The following is a 16714-nucleotide window of genomic DNA, read 5'->3' as shown; positions in this document are numbered from 1 at the left end:
GGCCCCCTCCCTAACCCTCCCCCTCCGGGGGCGGGGACTCGTGAGGCACCTTTTTCTTTCCAATCTGTATAAAAAAAGGGCCGCGGCGTGCGGCCCTCGCGGGAAGGTAGCAAATCCCCCTCCCCTTTTCAAGTCCTCGTTACTCCCTTAATCCTTCAACGGGCCGGGCTCGGGAAGGGGGAGAGCTCCCTCTTCCTTCGCCTGCTCCTTATCCTGCTGCGCCAGCCGCCGCATGTTGTCGAACATCTTCTTCAGCCGCTGCTGCACCAGGAAGTTGACGCTCCCCTCGGGGTAGCTCCCGTCCTCGCCCATCTTCCCCGCCGCCACGCCGGTCAGGATCTCGATCCCCTGGTCCACTTCCTGAACGCTCCAGATGTGGAACATCCCCTCCTGGACCGCCTGCACCACCTCGTCGCTCAGCATCAGGTTGTGCTCGTTGATCTTGGGAATGAGGACTCCCTGCTCGCCGGTGAGCCCCTTGGCCTTGCAGACGTTGTAGAACCCCTCGATCTTGTAGTTCACCCCGCCGATGGGCTGGATCTGGCCGTGCTGGTTGACGCTCCCGGTGACCGCTATCCCCTGCCGAATGGGGAGCCCGGAAAGCGCGGAGAGAAGGCCGTAGAGTTCGGCGCTGGAGGCGCTGTCCCCCTCGACCCCCTCGTAGGACTGCTCGAAGCAGATGTGGGCGGAGAAGGAGAGCGGCTGGTCCTGGGCGAACTTGCCTGCCAGGTAGCCGGTCAGGATCAGCACCCCCTTGTCGTGGATCGGTCCGGAAAGCTTCACCTCGCGCTCGATGTTGACCATGCCGGCGCGCCCCTGCGAGACGCGTATGGTGAGGCGGGAGGGGCGGCCGAAGGCGTAATCGCCGAGGGTCATGACGGAGAGGCCGTTGATCTGGCCGACCACGCTCCCCTTGGTGTCGCACAGGATCACCCCCTGGGCCAGGTATTCCTGGATCCGCTCCTCGATTCGGTTGGAGCGGAAGGTCTTCTCGTGCACCGCCCGCTTCACCCAGCTGCGGTCCACCACCTCGGCCCCATCGCGCTTGGCCCAGTAGCTCGCCTCGCGGATCAGGTCGGAGAGTTCGGTGAACTGCGAGGAGAGCAGCTCCTGGTCCTCCACCAGGCGCGAGGCGTGCTCCAAAAGCGCGGCGACCCCGGTCGCGTCGAAGGGAAGGAGCCCTTCCTTGCAGCAGTGCGCCGCCACGAAGAGGGCGTAGTCGTGCATCACCTCGGGGGTGCGGTTGATCCGGTTGTCGAAGTCGGCCTTCACCTTGAAGAACTTCCGGTAGTCGGGCTCCATGTGGAAGAGGAGGTAGTAGATCCAGAGCGACCCGATCATGATGATCTTGGCGTTAAGCGGTATCGGCTCGGGCTTGAGCGAGACCACCGTCATGAAGCGGTACTGCTCCAGGACGTCCTCGATCTTTATCTCCATGTTCCTGATGCAGCGCTTCAAGGACTCCCAGGCGAACGGGTTGATCAGCACCTCGCGCGCGTCCACGATGAGGTAGCCGCCGTTGGCGCGGTGCAGGGCGCCCGGCTTGATCAGGGTAAAGTTGGTGCTGGCCATCCCTCCCATCTGCATGATGTTCTCGATCCGCCCGAAGAGGTTGGTGTAGGTGGGGTTGGATTCGAACACCATCGGCGCGCCGTTTTCCGGGTTGTTCTCCACCAGGACGTTCACCTCGTAGCGCTCGAAGGTCGGCTCCTGCTTGGGAAGCTTCAGCCCCGGGATCTGGGGAGGCGCCGCCTGCGGCTTGAAGTCCTCCAGGTTCAAAAGGAGGTCCTCCTGGACGTCGTCCAGGTACTTCTGGACCTTCTGGAAGCCGACGTACTTTTCCTTGAGGGGGTCCAGGTGGTGCCCGACGGCGGAAAGCCCCAGTTCGCGGTCCAGCTGCGACAGGGCGTCGCGCAGCAATTTCTCGTTCTCGCGCACCTGGCGCAGGCAGTCGTTGAGCCTTTCGGTTAGTGCGCGCCCGACTGAGTCCAGTTGCTCACGCTCGTTTTTTTCCAGCGCCTCGTATTCCTCCTGGGTAAAGTTGCGCCCCTCCTTCTGGGGAACGATCACCAGACCGGAGACGGTGCGCTGCAGGGCGAAACCGCGTTCCGCCGCCTCCTTTTCCAGCGCGGAGAAGATGTCGCCGTTTTTCTCCTGGAACTGCTCGATCAGGGTGACCCGGTTGGTCTCGTACTCCTTGCTCTCCAGGGCCGTCGGGATGTCGGAGCGCATGTAATCCAAGAGTTCCCGCATGTCGGCGGCAAGCTCCTTCCCCATGCCGGCGGGAAGGGCTAAGGCCAAGGGGGCGTCGGGGGAGTGGAAGTTGTGGACATAGCACCAGTCGCTGGGGGGGGAGGTGTCCTTTACGTACTTCTGCAGCATCTGCCGGATGGTGGAGGTCCTTCCGGTCCCGGCGTCACCGGCGAGGTAGATGTTGAACCCGTTGTTGGGCATGCCCAGGCCGAAGTCGATCGCGGCCGTGGCGCGGTGCTGGGCGACGCTCCCCTCCAGCCCGGCGATGTCTTCGGTGGTCTTGAAATTGAAGAGGGCGGGATCGCACACCCAGCGAAGCTTCTCTACAGGGACGCGGCAGTCGGTTTCGGACATGAGGAGCCTCCTCGCCCACCTTTCATTGGGCTATCGTGGCAGGTGCAGGTTCAAAAGCGGTTGGAAACGGATGGCGACCATTTCTTTCAACTCATCGACGAATAGCTCCTCCCCCAGTTCCAGGCTCAAGGAGGTGATGCTGCAGCCCGGCATGCCGCAGGGGTTGATCCTGGAGAAGGGGGCGGTGTCCGGTGAGACGTTCAGCGCGAAGCCGTGCATGGAGACCCAGCGCCGTACCCCTACCCCTATGGAAGCGAGCTTGCCGTTGCCGGTCCAGACGCCGGTGCGGCCGGGGACGGTATGGCAGCCGACCCCGAGGCCGGCGCAAAGCTCGACCAGGAAGCGCTCCAGGAAACGAAGGTAGCGGTGCAGGTCGCGCCCGCGCCGGGACAGGTCGAGGATCGGGTAGCAGACCAACTGGCCCGGGCCGTGGTAGGTGACGTCCCCGCCGCGGTTCACCCGGACCGGCTCCAATTCCGGATCGAGGACGTTGCCCCGGTCCCCCCCCGCGCCGATGGTGTAGACGGGGAGGTGCTCAAGCAGCAAGAGGGCCTCCTCGCCCCCCTGTTGCACCTCCGCCACCAGTTGTTCCTGTATCCGGAGCGCCTCGGCATAGCCGATGACTCCGACGTCCTTGAAGATCATATGCTCCACCGAAAAAACCGAATCAGCCGTGTATCGCCCTCTTGTCCACGTCCAGCGCCGCTTCCTTCATCGCCTCGGAGAGGGTCGGGTGGGCATGCATGATGAGGGCGATGTCCTCGCTGCTGCCGCCGAAGCTCATCACGGTGACCGCTTCGACTATCATGTCTGAGGCGCGCGGGCCGAAGATGTGCACCCCTAGAAGCCGCGTCCCTTCCGCGTCGGAGAGCACCTTGACGAAACCTTCGGTCTCGTCCATGCACTTGGCGCGCCCGTTGCCCATGAAGTTGTACTTGCCGCTTTTATAGGGGATACCCTCTTCTTTGAGGGCATCCTCGGTTTTCCCCACCGACGCAGCCTCGGGCCAGGTGTAGCAGACGCCGGGGACGCAGCCGTAATCCACCTGGCTCGGCTCCCCGCGCATCCTCTCGACGCAGACCGCCCCCTCCTCCATGGCCTTGTGCGCCAGCATCGGTCCCGCTATCAGGTCTCCGATGGCGTAGATGCCGGGGACGCTGGTCTGGTACTCTTCGTTCACCTGGACCCGCCCTTTTCCCAGGGCGACGCCCAGCTCTTCCAGGCCCAGCCCCTCCGTCAGCGGCCTGCGCCCCACCGCCACCAGCACCTTGTCGCAGCTTATTTCCTGCACGGCACCCTCGACCTCCACCCGCGCCAGCAAAGCCCCTTCGCGCTTTTCGACACCGGCCACCTTGCCACCCAGCAAAAAGCGCATCCCCTGCTTCTTGAGCGAACGCAAAAGCGCCTCCGCCACCTGCCCGTCGCTACCGGCGATGAGCCGCGGGAGCATCTCCACCACGGTGACCTGGGCGCCGAGCCTGAGCCAGACCGAACCGAGCTCAAGGCCGATGTACCCGCCACCGACGACGAGGAGGTGTTCCGGGACCTTGCCGAAACTCAAGGCCTCGCGGGCGCTCACAACGGCTTCGCCGTCGAAAGGAAGGGAGGGAAGCTCTACCGCGTCGCTGCCGGTGGCGAGAAGCACCTTCTTGGCGAGGATCTGCTCCCCCCCCCTGCGCTCCCTGCACCTCGACCTTGTGCACCCCGCCCGCCTCGCTGCCGGCAAGCCTTGCCGTGCCGTTCACGCTCCTGATCTTGTTTTTCTTGAAGAGGTAGGTGACGCCGTCGGTGAGCTTCTTCACCACGTCGTCCTTTCTGGCCATCATCTGCCCGAGGTTGAGGGTCGGGGGCGCCACCTCTATGCCGTGCGCGGAGAAGCGGTGCCCGGCCAGATGAAAGAGCTCGCTGGAGTCAAGGAGCGCCTTGCTGGGGATGCACCCCTCGTTGAGGCAGACGCCACCGAGTGTCCCCCGCTTCTCCACCACTGCCACCGTCATCCCCAGCTGCGCTGCGCGTATGGCGGCGACGTAGCCGCCGGGCCCCGCCCCGATAACCACCAGATCGAAAATTTCTTCTGCCATCTCGCCTCCCTACTACTCCCCCTGCCACGCGGGCAGCGGTGTGCGTTGTAGCTACCCTTCGAGCAGCAACTCCTCCGGCTCCTCGATGTACTCCTTGACCAGCTTCAAAAACCCCACCGCCCCCTGCCCGTCCACGATGCGGTGATCGTAGGAGAGCGCCAGGTACATCATGGGGCGGACCACGATCTCGCCGTCGACGACCACGGCGCGCGGCTGTATCGCGTGCATCCCCAGCACCCCGCTTTGCGGCGGGTTGAGGATGGGGGTGGAGAGCATGGAACCGTAGACCCCGCCGTTGGAGATGGTGAAGGTCCCCCCCTCAAGGTCGGCGATGGCGATGCGGTTTTGGCGCACCTTCTCGGCGTATTGTGCGATCTGCTGCTCGATCCCGGCGAGGGTGAGCGACTCGGCACCTCTCAAGACCGGTACCACCAGCCCCCTTTCGCTCCCGACGGCAACGCCGATGTCACAGAAGTTGTGGTAGACGATGTCGTCGCCATCGATCTGCGCGTTCACCTCGGGATACTGCGCCAGCGCCTCGCAGCAGGCGCGGACGAAAAAGGACATGAACCCCAGCTTCACGCCGTGGCGCTTCAGGAAATGTTCCCCGTACTTCTGGCGCAGCAGCATCACCTGGCTCATGTCCGCCTCGTTGAAGGTGGTGAGCATGGCGGTCTGCTGCCGCACCGAGACCAGCCGCTCCGCAATGCGCTTTCTGATCTGCGTCATCGGCTTGCGGACCACGCGCTCCGCTTCTTCGGCTGGGGCGGGACGGGGCGGAGCAGCGGGTGCCGGCTCGGTTTTCCCGACCGGCGCAAGCTGTGCCGCAGGGGAGGGTTCGGCCTCGGCGGGAGCGGGCTCTGCCCCCTCCGCCTTCAAAAGGTCTTCCCTGGTCACGCGCCCTCCGCGCCCGGTCCCCTTGACATCCTGGGGCTCCACGCCCAGCTCGCGTGCCAGCTTGCGCCCCGATGGGGAGATGGGAGGCGCCATACCCTTGGGGGTCGCTTTGGCCGGGGCGGTCCCGGCTGCCGGGGCGCCGGAAGGCGGGGGCTCAGGAGGGGCGGCGCTCCCCGAGGGGGGCGCGGCCTCTGCGCCGCGGGCGTCTATGGTCGCGATCACCGCGCCGATCTTCACCGTCTCCCCCTCGGCCGCCAGCGTGGTCAACACGCCGTCCGCCTCCGAGGTCACCTCCAGGGTCACCTTGTCCGTTTCAACCTCGCAAAGCGGCTCATCCTTGGCCACAACCTCGCCCGACTTCTTGAGCCACCTGGCGATGACCGCCTCATAGACCGACTCACCCACCGCGGGAACCTTAATATCCATTTTCCGACTCCTAAACCGGCCAAAGGTGCAGGTTCACGGCTTTGACCTTCACCGGGACCGGTGCTTCTTAGTTACTGAGTTAAGCGCTAGGCAAAAGCGTCAAACTTAATTTGTTGCGGTGCATTACCACGGAGGGAGACGCTATTTGATCTGCAGCCACTCAACGCTGCAGCGCGTCCTCTATGATGCGCTCCTGCTCCACCCGGTCCAGCCGGTGCGAGCCGGAGGCCGGCGCCGCTGCTTCCGGCCGCCCGACGTAACGGGGCACCACCCCGAGTATCTCGCAAAGAGGCTCGTGCAGGAATCGCCACCCTCCCATGTTGCGAGGCTCCTCCTGCACCCAGCTGTAGCGGACGCCGGAGGGATAGCGTTGCAACTCCTCCCGCAGCAGGTCCATCGGCAGGGGGTAGAGCTGCTCGATACGCACCAGCGCGCGCCCCTGCACCTGATCCTTCCTGATCCGCCCCAGAAGGTCGTAGTAGATCTTGCCGCTGCAAAGAAGCACCTCTTGCACCTCTCCACCCGCCGGTGGCTCCGAGATCACCTCTTTGAAGCCGCCGGAGGAAAGCTCCTCCAGCTTGGAGACGCAGTCGGGGTGCCGCAGCAGGCTCTTGGGGGTGAAAAGGATGAGCGGCTTGCGGAAAGGCTGCAGCATCTGCCGCCTGAGCACGTGGAAGAGCTGCGCGGGCGTGGTGGGGTAGACGACCTGGATGTTGCCGGCCGCAGCCAGTTCGAGGAAGCGCTCGATGCGAGCGCTGGAATGCTCGGCCCCCTGCCCTTCGTAGCCGTGCGGGAGCATCAGCACGAGACCACTGGAGCGCCCCCACTTGGCCTCGCCGCTCACGATGAACTGGTCGATGATCACCTGCGCGCCGTTGACGAAGTCGCCGTACTGAGCTTCCCAGATGGTGAGCGCCTCGGGCGCCTCGATGGAATAGCCGTACTCGAACCCCAGAACCGAGAACTCGGCAAGCATGCTGTCGTAGACGCAGAAGGGCGCCCCTTGCGCACCGGCTCTCGACAAGGGGAGGTAGGAGCTGCCGTTTTGCTGATCGAAGAGGACGGCGTGTCGGTGGCTGAAGGTGCCGCGCCTGACGTCCTGCCCCGAAAGGCGAACCGGGACTCCCTGCGCCAGCAGGGTGCCGAAGGCCAGCGCCTCCACGTTCCCCCAGTCGAGCGGTCCACCTTTCAATACAGCCTCGCGCCGCTTCTGCAGTATGCCCGTCACCTTGGGGTGCGGTTGGAAGCCGTCCGGGATGAGGCTGAGCTTTTCCGAGAGCTCCATGAGCGAAGCCGCCGCCACCGCGGTGGAGACGGGTGCCTTTTCGGTCCCGGGCTTCATGCCGCTCCAGCGTGCCAGGAAGGCGCTCTCGACCGGCTCCGCGCTTTTCCCCCCTGCCTGTGCCAGGCGCTGCACCACCTCGTTCTCAACCTCCTTCAACTCCTCCTCGGCGAATCCCTCTCCCTGGAGCTCCATCTCGTAGAGCGAGTGCAGCGGGGGGCGCAGCTTGATCTGCTCGTACATGAGCGGCTGGGTGAAGTAGGGCTCGTCCCCCTCGTTGTGGCCGTGCCTGCGGTAGCAGATCACCTCGACCACCACGTCCTTTCGGTAGCGGTCCCGGTACTCGAGCGCCAGTTGGGCGATGTGCACCACCGCCTCGGCGTCGTCCCCGTAGACATGGAAGACCGGCGCCCGCACCATCTTAGCCACGTCGGTGGCGTAGTGGCTGGACCGGGCGTCGGCGGCCGAGGTGGTGAACCCTATCTGGTTGTTGAGGACGACGTGCAGCGTGCCGCCGGTCCTGTAGCCGGCAAGCTGCGAGAGGTTCAAGGTCTCCGCCACCACCCCTTGCCCCGCGAAAGCCGCGTCCCCGTGGATCAATAGCGGCAGCACCCGGGCCTCCGCTCCATCCCCCATCCGGTCCTGGCGGGCCCGGCATTTCCCCTGCACCACCGGGTCGATCGCCTCAAGGTGGCTCGGGTTGGAAGTGAGGGTTAAGTGGATGGCGTGCTCTCCGGTCAAGATGAGATCGACGGAATAGCCCTTGTGGTACTTGACGTCTCCCTCGCCGACGACGCCATATTCCGTGTTGTCGCCGAATTCGGCGAAGAGGTTCTCGTAAGGCATGCCGAAGACGTTGGCCAAGACGTTGAGGCGGCCGCGGTGCGGCATTCCGAAGACGACGTCGGTGACGCCGAGCTCGGCGGCTTTCACTACGGCGGCGTCCAAAAGCGGGATCAGGGCGTCCCCCCCTTCCAGCGAGAAGCGGGTCTGTCCCGGAAACTTCTTGTGCAGTTCGCGTTCGAAAAGCGCCGCCTCTTTGAGCTTCTTCAAGAGCCTGAGCCGCTTTTCGGCGTCGAAGCGTCCCCGGTTCGCCAGGGGCTCCATGCGGTCGATGAGCCACTGCCGCTCTTCGGGGTTTTGCAGGTGCATGAATTCAACGCCGACGGAGCCGCAGTAGGTGCTGCGCATCACCTGCAGGATCTCCTTCAGGGTGGCGCTTTGCTTCATGAAACGCTTGGTATGGAAGGTCTTATCGAGGTCGGACGGCTCCAGGCCGAAGGCGTCCAGGGAGAGGAGCGGGTGTTCTATCTGGCAGGGAGAAAGCGGGTCGGTGCAGGCGAGCAGGTGCCCGATGTCGCGGTAGCGGTAGATGAGAGATTGGACCCCCGAGTGCTTCAAAGCCTCCTTCAGCCCAAGAGTGGCGGCCTCTTGGGGCGGTTGATTGACTCCCAGTTCGAAGCCGTTGAAGAAGGCGCGCCACGCCTCGGAAAGCTGCTCCGGATCCTTCTTCCATACCTCGTACTGGTTCTCTATCCAAAGCGGACTCAGGTTGTCCAATATCCCCATCATTAGCTCCCCATTATCATGAATTGACAGAGTGTAGCAGATGAAGATTTCGTTTCAAGCCAAAGTGCTAGCTTGAGCGCTTCCTTGCGTAGCGCACCACCAGCACCTTTTCCATGGTGATGAGCCCGCCGTCCATCATCTCCTCCACTGTCGGAAGCACCGCCTCTATGCGCTCCCTCTGGTCCACCACTTCCAGCACTATCGGGAGGTCGGTGGAAAGGCGCAGCAACCGGTCCGTGTGGTACATGCTGTGCGCGCCGAAACCTGCTATCCCGCGCAGCACCGTGGCGCCGGCAAGCCCTTCCTTGCGGAACAGCTCGACCAGGGCCTCGTACAGGGGTATGTGCTTGTACTTGTCTCTTTCTCCAATGAAGATCCTGAGCAGCACTCGCTCGCCGAGCATCGTGTTTCTGTCTTCTTCCAGCGTCATGTTCCTGCTGTCCATGCAATCTCCTATTTAATATAGCTGCCAGGTTGAAGCGGTTGCCGGTTCCCTGCCGAATGGCCTAAAGCGCACGCGCCACCATGATCCCGATCCAGGTGCAGGTAAGGCAGGCGACGACGCTGACCAGGACGTTGACGATAGCGATCAGCAGCGCGCCGTCTTCCAAAAGCCGGAAGGTCTCGAAACTGAAGGTGGAAAAGGTGGTGAGTCCCCCGAGAAACCCTATGGTGATGGCAAAGCGCAGGGTGGGGGGAATGGCGGCGCTCCTCACGGAAAACTCCATGATGAGCCCGATCAGGAAAGCCCCGATCAGGTTCACGGCAAGGGTTCCATAGGGAAAGGAGGTGCCGAAAACCTGATAGACAAAGCCGGAAAGGAAATAACGGCAGAGACAACCGAGGGCGCCTAAAAGCGCTATGTAGACCAACTGCTCCATGTGGGGAACCGCCCTGGATCGGTGATGTCAGAAGCTCCATCCGAGGCTCGCGCCGAAGATGTCGGAGGAGGATTCGGGCTGAAGGTAGCGTGTCTCCTGCACCCGTTTCGGGGACGAGGCGGAGAACCGGAATCCCTCGTATGAGAGGGCGAGCTTGAGGTTCCCCATCCGGATACCGGTCTCGGCGAACCCGCTCCAGGCGGCTCCGGGATGAAAGGTGACGACGCCGCCGTCGACGAAATCGACGCTGTTTCCGGTGTAGAAGGGGTACTTGGCGCCCCCCTCGGCGAAGGCCACGCCCCCCGAGGAAAGCGCCAGCTCGCCCCGGGCACCGAGGCGTCCGTACACCGTCTGCCACAGCTCTGTATATCCCTTGACGGCGGAGCCGCTGGCCGTGGCGGTATCCTGCAACTCCCTCAACCACCAGCGGTGCCCAAGCCCCGCGAACGGTTCCAGGCAGCCCCTCCCCCCTGAAACCCGGTAGCCCAGGTCCAGCTCTTCGCGCGTGCCGAAGTAGGCCACATCGGTGCGGATGGGTTGCGGGTTCGGCGGCTGTGTCTCGCCCCGGTAGCCGACCTGGCCGCCGAAGAACTCCCCCTTTCCCCGTATGGTAAAGGAGGAGTCGGCGACGAGACCGGCAACGCCCCCCAGGGAGAAGAGAGGGCCGCTCTCCTTGAGAAGCCGCCTCCCGTTGTCCCGCTCCTGCCAGGTGAAATACTGGGGCGAGAAGTGCCAGGTCAGTGTTTCCAGGGTTGCGGCGGCAGCAGGCAAGGCACAAAAAGCCCAAAGCAGCAGAGCAAGAAGGAATGTCTTCATCACTTCCCCTTGGCTATTCTGCGGGCGCTTCTTCTTTTTTCTTGCGGGGAGCCCGCGGCTTCTTGGGCTTCTCCTCGACCGGCGCGGCCGGTGCCTGCCCGGTGCCCTCCGGTGCCTCTTTCTTACGGGAGGCACGGGGTGCGCGAGCCTTGGCAGGCGCTTTATCCTGAGCCGGTGCGGGGGGCGGTTCAGGCGCTGCGGTGGCAGCTTCCTGCTCCTTTTTCGCCTTGGGAGCCTCGGCGCTCTTACCCTTGGTGCTCTTTCCCTTCGCCTTGGCGGGAGCCTCCGTTCCTTCGGTCACCGCGGCGGGGGCTTTCTTTCCGGCCGGCGCGGCCTTTGCCTCGCCGGCTTCCGGGACAGGGGTCGCTTCAGCGCCCTTGGCGGCCTTAGCTCCCCTCGGTTTCCTTTTGGCCTTCGCGGGCTCCGCGGGGGCCGCGGCTCCGGCGGGTGCCTCAGGTGCTCCACCGGGCGCCGCTGCGACCACAGCCGGCGCGCCCTGCTCTGCGGCGGCTTCTTTCACCTTCCTGCCGCCGCGCGGACGCTTCGGCTTCGCGGCGGGTTGCGCCGACTCGATGACCTCTGCCGGAACGGTTATCGCCTCGACCTGAGCCGCGCCCGCCGAAACAGCAGGCTCCTCGGCACGCGCCTTACCCCTTTTGCGCCCCTTCTTCGCTGCTGCGCCAGGTTCGGCGGAAACGGCGGAGGCCGTTATCACCGGGGTCACTTCCTGCACCGGGATGGCACCCGCTGCCGCGAAAGCTTCCAACTGCGGCGGGAACTCGGCTGCGGACTCATGCAACTGCGCCTCGTGCCCTCCCTTGCCGCGCCGCCTTTTGCGCCGGCGCTTCTTCTTCACTTCTTCGCCCGCCTCGTGCTGGAGCTGCTCACCCTCGGCGGCAGCCGCCTGCTCCGTGACCGGTCCCGGCGCGGGAAGGGTCCCTGGCTCTGCGGCCGGAAGCTCCACTTCTGCCTCGACCGATTGCGACGCAGCGGCCTCGGCACCCGCTTCGGCTGCGCCTCCCTTGCCCCGCTTGCGCTTGCGGCGGCGCTTTTTCTTGTGCTCCTCGGGTTCGCCCTCGACGGTCACCACCAGCTCGGCGCCGGTCGGCTCCTCCACGACGGCAACCGGCAGCGCCTCGACGTGAGCTGCGGCCTCCGGCTCCTGGGCCTTTTTCCCCTTCTTCTTTTTCTTGCGCCCTTCGGCTGCGGGCTCCTGGGCCGCTTCTTCCTTAGGCAGCGCACGCCCATGGGCCGGCTTCTCCAGCGGCAGCTCGTCTGCGGCCTTCTCCCGCTTGATCAGTTCCAGATCCATCTGGTTCAGGAGGTAAGACGGTTTTCCTTTCACCGTCACCTCGATGTCGTAGTCGCTCTCGATCTGGGAAAGCTCGTGGCGTTTGCGGTTCAAGAGGTAGTAGGCCACCTCCAGCGGCAGGCCACCCACCACCTCGCCGATGGTCCCCTTGGCCGCGGCGGCGTGCACCTTCCGCAGGAACGAGAGCGCCATCGCCTCGACCGATTTCACCTTCCCCCTGCCGTCGCAGTGCGGACATTCCAGGGTGGAGGCCTGGTTCAGGGTCTGGCGGATGCGCTGGCGCGACATCTCCAAAAGGCCGAATTCCGAGATGCGCGAGACGTTCACCCGCGCCTTGTCGGCCTTGAGCGCCGTCTTCAGCGTTTTTTCCACTTCGGAGTTGTGCTTGCGGTCGCGCATGTCGATGAAATCGATGACGATGAGCCCGCCCAGGTCGCGCAGCCGCAGTTGCCGGGCAGCTTCCTCGGCCGCTTCCAGGTTCGTCTTGAACGCGGTATCCTCGACCCCCTTCTCGCCGGTGGACTTGCCCGAGTTGACGTCGATCGAGACCAGTGCCTCGGTCGGCTCGATGAAGATGGACCCGCCCGACTTCAGGGGGACCTTCTTCTCGTAAATCAGGTCGATCTGCTCCTCCAACTGGTAGCGCGAGAAGATGGGGCGCTTCTCCTGGTGCATCTTGACCAGCTTTTCGAAGGCCGGGTCGATCTCCTTCAAGCAGTCGCGGACATCGTTGTAGACGTCCTTGCTGTCCACCAGAACCTCGTCGATGTCGGCGGAGAAGTAGTCCCGGATGGTCCTGATGATGAGCGCGGACTCCTGGTAGATCATCCCCGCTCCCTTCATGGCCAGACCTTTCGAGCGGATCCCCTGGTAGGTCGCAATCAGGTTGTCGAGGTCCTTCTGGAGCTCTTCGCGGGTCCTCCCCATCGCCTCGGTCCGGATGATGTAGCCGTACCCCTCGGGAATGGCCATCTCGGCGATGATTTCCTTGAGCTTCTTGCGCTCTCCTTCCCCCTCGACTTTCCGGGAGATGCCGGCCGAGTCGCTCCCGGGCATCAGCACCATGTAGCGCCCAGGCAAAGAGACGTAGGTGGTGAGCGCGGAGCCCTTGTTGTCCCGCTCCCCCTTCTCCACCTGGACGATCAGCTCCTGCCCCCTGCGCAGCACTTCCTGGATGCGCGGGCGGCGGTGCCTCTGGTCCTCGGGGATGTCGTCGCGCCACTTCCAGTTTTCCGGATGCAGTTCGCCCATCTGCAGGAAGCCGAGCTTCTTCAGCCCGATGTCTACGAAGGCGGCCTGCAGCCCCTGCTCCACTCGGACCACGACCCCCTTGTAGATGTTGCCGCGGATCTGCTCGTTGCCGGCGATCTCTACATCCAGATCAACCAGGCGGCCGTCCTCGACGATCGCCACTCGCGCTTCCTCTGGGTGGAGCGCATTAATCAGCATTTTTTTTGACATAAATCCTTATTTCCCTTTCGTTTAGGGGCTGCGTTGCCCGGTCGCAACTGACCGCCGGCACGCCTCGCGCCCAGTATTGTTCCCGCCGGATATCCCGGCTTGAGACTTTCTTTATATCCATCCCCCAGCATTAGGGGGCTGTCAAAATTAATGAAAACCGAGTGATTATAACAGAGAATATGTTTGTCGCACACAAAAAAGCGCAATCTCCTCGCGGCATTGTGGTTCGGAGGCGGCAGCGGCTTTTCCCATGAGGATTCCTCAGTATCCTTCTAACCAAAATTCTGCGCGAAACGGCTTCAGGTAATTAGCTGTTTATGACCTTTCTTTTTTGTGCTAATGCATTGGTAAAAATTTTCCCTGAGAGGGCATGCCATGCCGGGCGTCAAGATCGATACCTCAGCGCTGAACCCGATCTATCTGGAGATGGGAGCGGCCGTGCAAGATTGCCAGCGCTTAGAGCTTTACATCTCCTTCATCGTCACCCTCCTTACCGACCGAAGCGACGGCAACCTCTCCGACCACGAATTCCGCGGGTACATGGAGAACCTGGGGAGCCAGACCTTGGGGCGCCTCGTGGAGGAGATCAAGCAGAGGGTCGGGTTCACCGACGAAGCCGTACTGGCGCTGCGCAAGGCCCAGAGGGCGCGCAACTTCCTGATCCACCGCTTCTACAACGAGCGCTCGAACCTCCTGCTGAGCCATGAGGGGCGGGAAAAAGCGCTTAAAGAAATCCAGGAGAAGCGGTCGGCGGTAAACATCGCCAACGGCATGCTGGACCCGGTCATGAACGACCTGATCAGGCTGAAGGGAATCGACCTGGAGCAGTTCAGGTCCGAGGTTGAGCAGAGATTCGAAAGCTCATAGATAAGGAGCACATATGCTGCGGGATACGCAATCGCTTGGGGCCGTCGCCCACGTCATCCAACTTTCGGTCGCCCCGGTCTTTCTCCTCACGGCGGTTGGCACCATGCTGAGCGTGATGACCAGCCGGCTGGCGCGCATCATAGACCGCGCCCGCTATCACGAGGGGAAGCTGGAGACTGCCTCCGCCGACACGGTCCCGGAGCTGCACGCGTACCTGCGCGTGCTGTCGCGACGGGCCGACCTGATCGGTCACGCCATCTTTCTTTGCACCGCCACCGCGGTGCTGGTTTGCACCGTCATCGCCATGCTTTTTCTGGGGGACTACCTCCGTTACGACATCTCGCTTCCCGTCGCCATCCTCTTCATCCTGGCCATGATGCTGATGGTTGTGGGGCTGATCAATTTCCTGCGCGAGATCTTCATCGCCAAGGGAAGCCTCAAGATAGGACCTAACTAAGGCGGCAACCCCGGAGGTATCCATGTCAGAAGCACTGAAGCTAGCAGGGGGGATTCCCGTCTTCGACAGCCATTTCCACATCGTGGATCGCCGCTTCCCCCTGGTGCCGAACCAGGGGTATCTCCCCGACGACTTCGCCTGCGGGGACTACCTCGCGCGCACCGGCGACATGGCCCTTTGCGGCGGCGCCGTCGTTTCCGGATCCTTCCAGGCCATGGACCAAGCCTACCTGCTGGACGCGCTCGCCACCCTTGGGCCGGCCTTCGTCGGCGTCACGCAGCTGCCGTCGACGGTGAGCGACGCCGAACTGGCGAAGCTGGACGCGGCCGGGGTGCGGGCGGTTCGTTTCAACATCAAGCGGGGGGGATCGGAAGGGATCGAGCACCTGGAGCAGATGGCGCACAGGGTCTACCAGTTGCTGCGCTGGCACGTAGAGCTTTATATCGATTCGAGGGAGCTTGCGGGATTGGAGCAGACCCTGCTCACGCTGCCGGCGGTGAGCATCGACCATCTTGGGCTGTCAAAAGAGGGGTTCAAGACGCTGTTGAAGCTGGCCGAGCGTGGGGTGCGGGTAAAGGCGACCGGTTTTGGGCGGGTGGACTTCGACGTGAAGCAGGCTCTGAGGGATATAGCCTCGGCAAACCCCGAGGCGCTCATGTTCGGTACCGATCTTCCCTCGACCCGGGCGCCGCGCCCTTACCGGGACGAGGATCTGCTCCTGGTGCTGGATACGCTGGGGGAGGAATTGGCAAGGAAGGCGCTTTACCAAAACGCCCTGTCGTTCTACCGGCCGGCGAAGGACAGCTCTGCGGCCTTTGTTTCGGCTTAGGTTCAGGCCCCAGCCAGACGCTGGCAGGCCTCCTGCAACAACTCCAGGCGCTTACTGTTGGTGATCGCCAGGAAGGATTTCTCGTAGGTCTCGTCCGCGAACTGCACCACGTTCTGCCTCATGAGGTGGTCCAACTGGGTCTCCAGCTCCATCCCAATCTGCAGCGCCTCTCTCAAAGTCGGAGGATTTTCCTTAAGCTCCGTCAGCAAACCGCGGATGTGCTGCAGAGTCTCTTCCGCCTGGGCCAGTTCCAACACCACCGAGGCGATGATGTTGTCGTGCCGCAGCTTGGCCATCAAAGCGAAGAGCCGGGCTCGGTTCTCCTCCTCCAACGCCGTCCTCAGCCAGAGGTAAAAGATCTCCCGGTCGTCCTTGTAAAGATCCGCGAAGTAGTGGTACAGCTCGGCACAGGCGAATTCGGCTTTTTCGCACACGCCCAAGACCTCGACCATGCCTGCATCAATACTGAAAGGCATTTTTTCCCTCCTGTGGCATTTCATCAAATGACTGCATCGCATTGCATAACATTCAGCACCTCCCGCACAGAAGCCGCGCCCGCACCGGCAGAGGTAGAGTCGGGGCGGGAATCGGGCTGCCTTTCGTGTCCGCGATCGGGAGGCGGTTCCTACTCCCCGGACAAGTGCAGGTAACAGTCAGCGCGGTAAAGGGAAGCGTCAGCCGCGTAGCCGGAGCGGGGAAACTTTTTCAGGAAGCCCGAAAAGAGCTCCAGCGCCCTCTGGTAATTCCGGTCCAGGTACGCTTTGCGAGCCTGATGGAAGCTCTCAGTTTCTCCGGCCTGGGCAGGTTTGGTGACCTGGAGGGGGTGTCCGGCTGCAGCTTTCGCGCGATGCGTGGTGCGGTGCGCGGCACGATGCGAGGCTCGGCGGGAGGCAGGCGCCGGTACGGACGTAGACTTGCCGGGGCGCACCGGCACCAGCAGCTTGTCGCCCGGGTGAATCAGGTCAGGGTTCTTGATGGTATTGAAGACGAGGACCTGGGGGAACCAGCCGGCAACGCCGATGTGTTTTTTGGAGATGTTCTTTAGCGTGTCGCCCCGCTTGACCGTCACCGTCGTGACCAGCACCCCGTCCTTCGGATCGGCCGGGGCCTGTTCCCCTGCGGCGGGCTTGGGGGCATAGAGAAGCATCTCCTCGCCGCGGCAAGGAAGAGACCCTGCGACGGACAGCACCAGCAGGGAGGTGACGATCAGTAGGTTGCGACGTGCCATC

Annotated in this window: 13 protein-coding genes and 1 pseudogene; 3 read left to right on the top strand and 11 right to left on the bottom strand. The window is 63.4% G+C overall.

The genetic code is table 11. The features are described 5' to 3' along the window. Nucleotides 1–147: 147 nt before the first annotated feature. From GBEM_RS03500 to GBEM_RS03460, 9 genes and pseudogenes are all read right to left on the bottom strand, one after another. Nucleotides 148–2607 (bottom strand): Lon protease family protein, encoded by a 2460-nt coding sequence (locus tag GBEM_RS03500; protein WP_012529142.1) that lies wholly within the window; start codon nucleotides 2605–2607, stop codon nucleotides 148–150. Nucleotides 2608–2637: 30 nt separating this feature from the next. Then, on the bottom strand, nucleotides 2638–3261 hold the full coding sequence (lipB, locus tag GBEM_RS03495) for a lipoyl(octanoyl) transferase LipB (RefSeq protein ID WP_264175528.1): 624 nt from the start codon (nucleotides 3259–3261) through the stop codon (nucleotides 2638–2640). 13 nt (nucleotides 3262–3274) lie between these two features. Beyond that, nucleotides 3275–4688: pseudogene (gene lpdA / locus GBEM_RS03490) on the bottom strand (dihydrolipoyl dehydrogenase). A gap of 51 nt (nucleotides 4689–4739) precedes the next feature. Further along, nucleotides 4740–6011, bottom strand: a complete 1272-nt coding sequence (gene odhB, locus GBEM_RS03485) for a 2-oxoglutarate dehydrogenase complex dihydrolipoyllysine-residue succinyltransferase (RefSeq protein ID WP_012529139.1) — start codon at nucleotides 6009–6011, stop codon at nucleotides 4740–4742. Between the two features lie 160 nt (nucleotides 6012–6171). Next, entirely contained in the window at nucleotides 6172–8862 is a 2691-nt protein-coding gene (locus GBEM_RS03480; protein WP_041262976.1) for a 2-oxoglutarate dehydrogenase E1 component, read from the bottom strand. A gap of 67 nt (nucleotides 8863–8929) precedes the next feature. Further along, nucleotides 8930–9307, bottom strand: a complete 378-nt coding sequence (locus tag GBEM_RS03475; protein WP_012529137.1) for a DUF190 domain-containing protein — start codon at nucleotides 9305–9307, stop codon at nucleotides 8930–8932. Nucleotides 9308–9368: 61 nt separating this feature from the next. Then, the gene (crcB, locus tag GBEM_RS03470; RefSeq protein ID WP_012529136.1) at nucleotides 9369–9743 is read right to left on the bottom strand and encodes a fluoride efflux transporter CrcB; all 375 of its coding nucleotides are present in this window, start codon (nucleotides 9741–9743) and stop codon (nucleotides 9369–9371) included. A 27-nt stretch (nucleotides 9744–9770) separates the two neighbouring features. Beyond that, the gene (locus tag GBEM_RS03465; RefSeq protein WP_012529135.1) at nucleotides 9771–10559 is read right to left on the bottom strand and encodes a hypothetical protein; all 789 of its coding nucleotides are present in this window, start codon (nucleotides 10557–10559) and stop codon (nucleotides 9771–9773) included. Nucleotides 10560–10572: 13 nt separating this feature from the next. Continuing rightward, nucleotides 10573–13332, bottom strand: coding sequence for an Rne/Rng family ribonuclease (locus tag GBEM_RS03460; RefSeq protein ID WP_012529134.1), 2760 nt, complete (start codon nucleotides 13330–13332; stop codon nucleotides 10573–10575). Between the two features lie 375 nt (nucleotides 13333–13707). Here GBEM_RS03460 and GBEM_RS03455 point away from each other — a divergent pair, with 375 nt between their 5' ends. From GBEM_RS03455 to GBEM_RS03445, 3 genes are read left to right on the top strand one after another with little or no spacing between them, the layout of a single operon-like run. After that, nucleotides 13708–14199: a hypothetical protein gene (locus GBEM_RS03455; protein ID WP_012529133.1), complete on the top strand. Its 492-nt coding sequence runs from the start codon at nucleotides 13708–13710 to the stop codon at nucleotides 14197–14199. 13 nt (nucleotides 14200–14212) lie between these two features. Then, complete coding sequence (locus tag GBEM_RS03450; protein WP_012529132.1) at nucleotides 14213–14656, top strand: DUF2721 domain-containing protein; 444 nt, start codon at nucleotides 14213–14215, stop codon at nucleotides 14654–14656. A gap of 22 nt (nucleotides 14657–14678) precedes the next feature. Next, on the top strand, nucleotides 14679–15485 hold the full coding sequence (locus GBEM_RS03445; protein WP_012529131.1) for an amidohydrolase family protein: 807 nt from the start codon (nucleotides 14679–14681) through the stop codon (nucleotides 15483–15485). Between the two features lie 2 nt (nucleotides 15486–15487). Here GBEM_RS03445 and GBEM_RS03440 read toward each other — a convergent pair whose 3' ends face one another. Beyond that, complete coding sequence (locus GBEM_RS03440; RefSeq protein ID WP_012529130.1) at nucleotides 15488–15961, bottom strand: hypothetical protein; 474 nt, start codon at nucleotides 15959–15961, stop codon at nucleotides 15488–15490. A gap of 149 nt (nucleotides 15962–16110) precedes the next feature. Further along, on the bottom strand, nucleotides 16111–16713 hold the full coding sequence (locus GBEM_RS03435) for a LysM peptidoglycan-binding domain-containing protein (protein ID WP_012529129.1): 603 nt from the start codon (nucleotides 16711–16713) through the stop codon (nucleotides 16111–16113). Between the last annotated feature and the right edge of the window lies 1 nt (nucleotide 16714).

The sequence above is a fragment of the Citrifermentans bemidjiense Bem genome, assembly GCF_000020725.1.
Lineage (GTDB): Bacteria > Desulfobacterota > Desulfuromonadia > Geobacterales > Geobacteraceae > Geomonas > Geomonas bemidjiensis.
The sequence above is the reverse complement of the archived record's forward strand: the minus strand, read 5'-3'. Positions and strand labels throughout refer to the sequence as shown.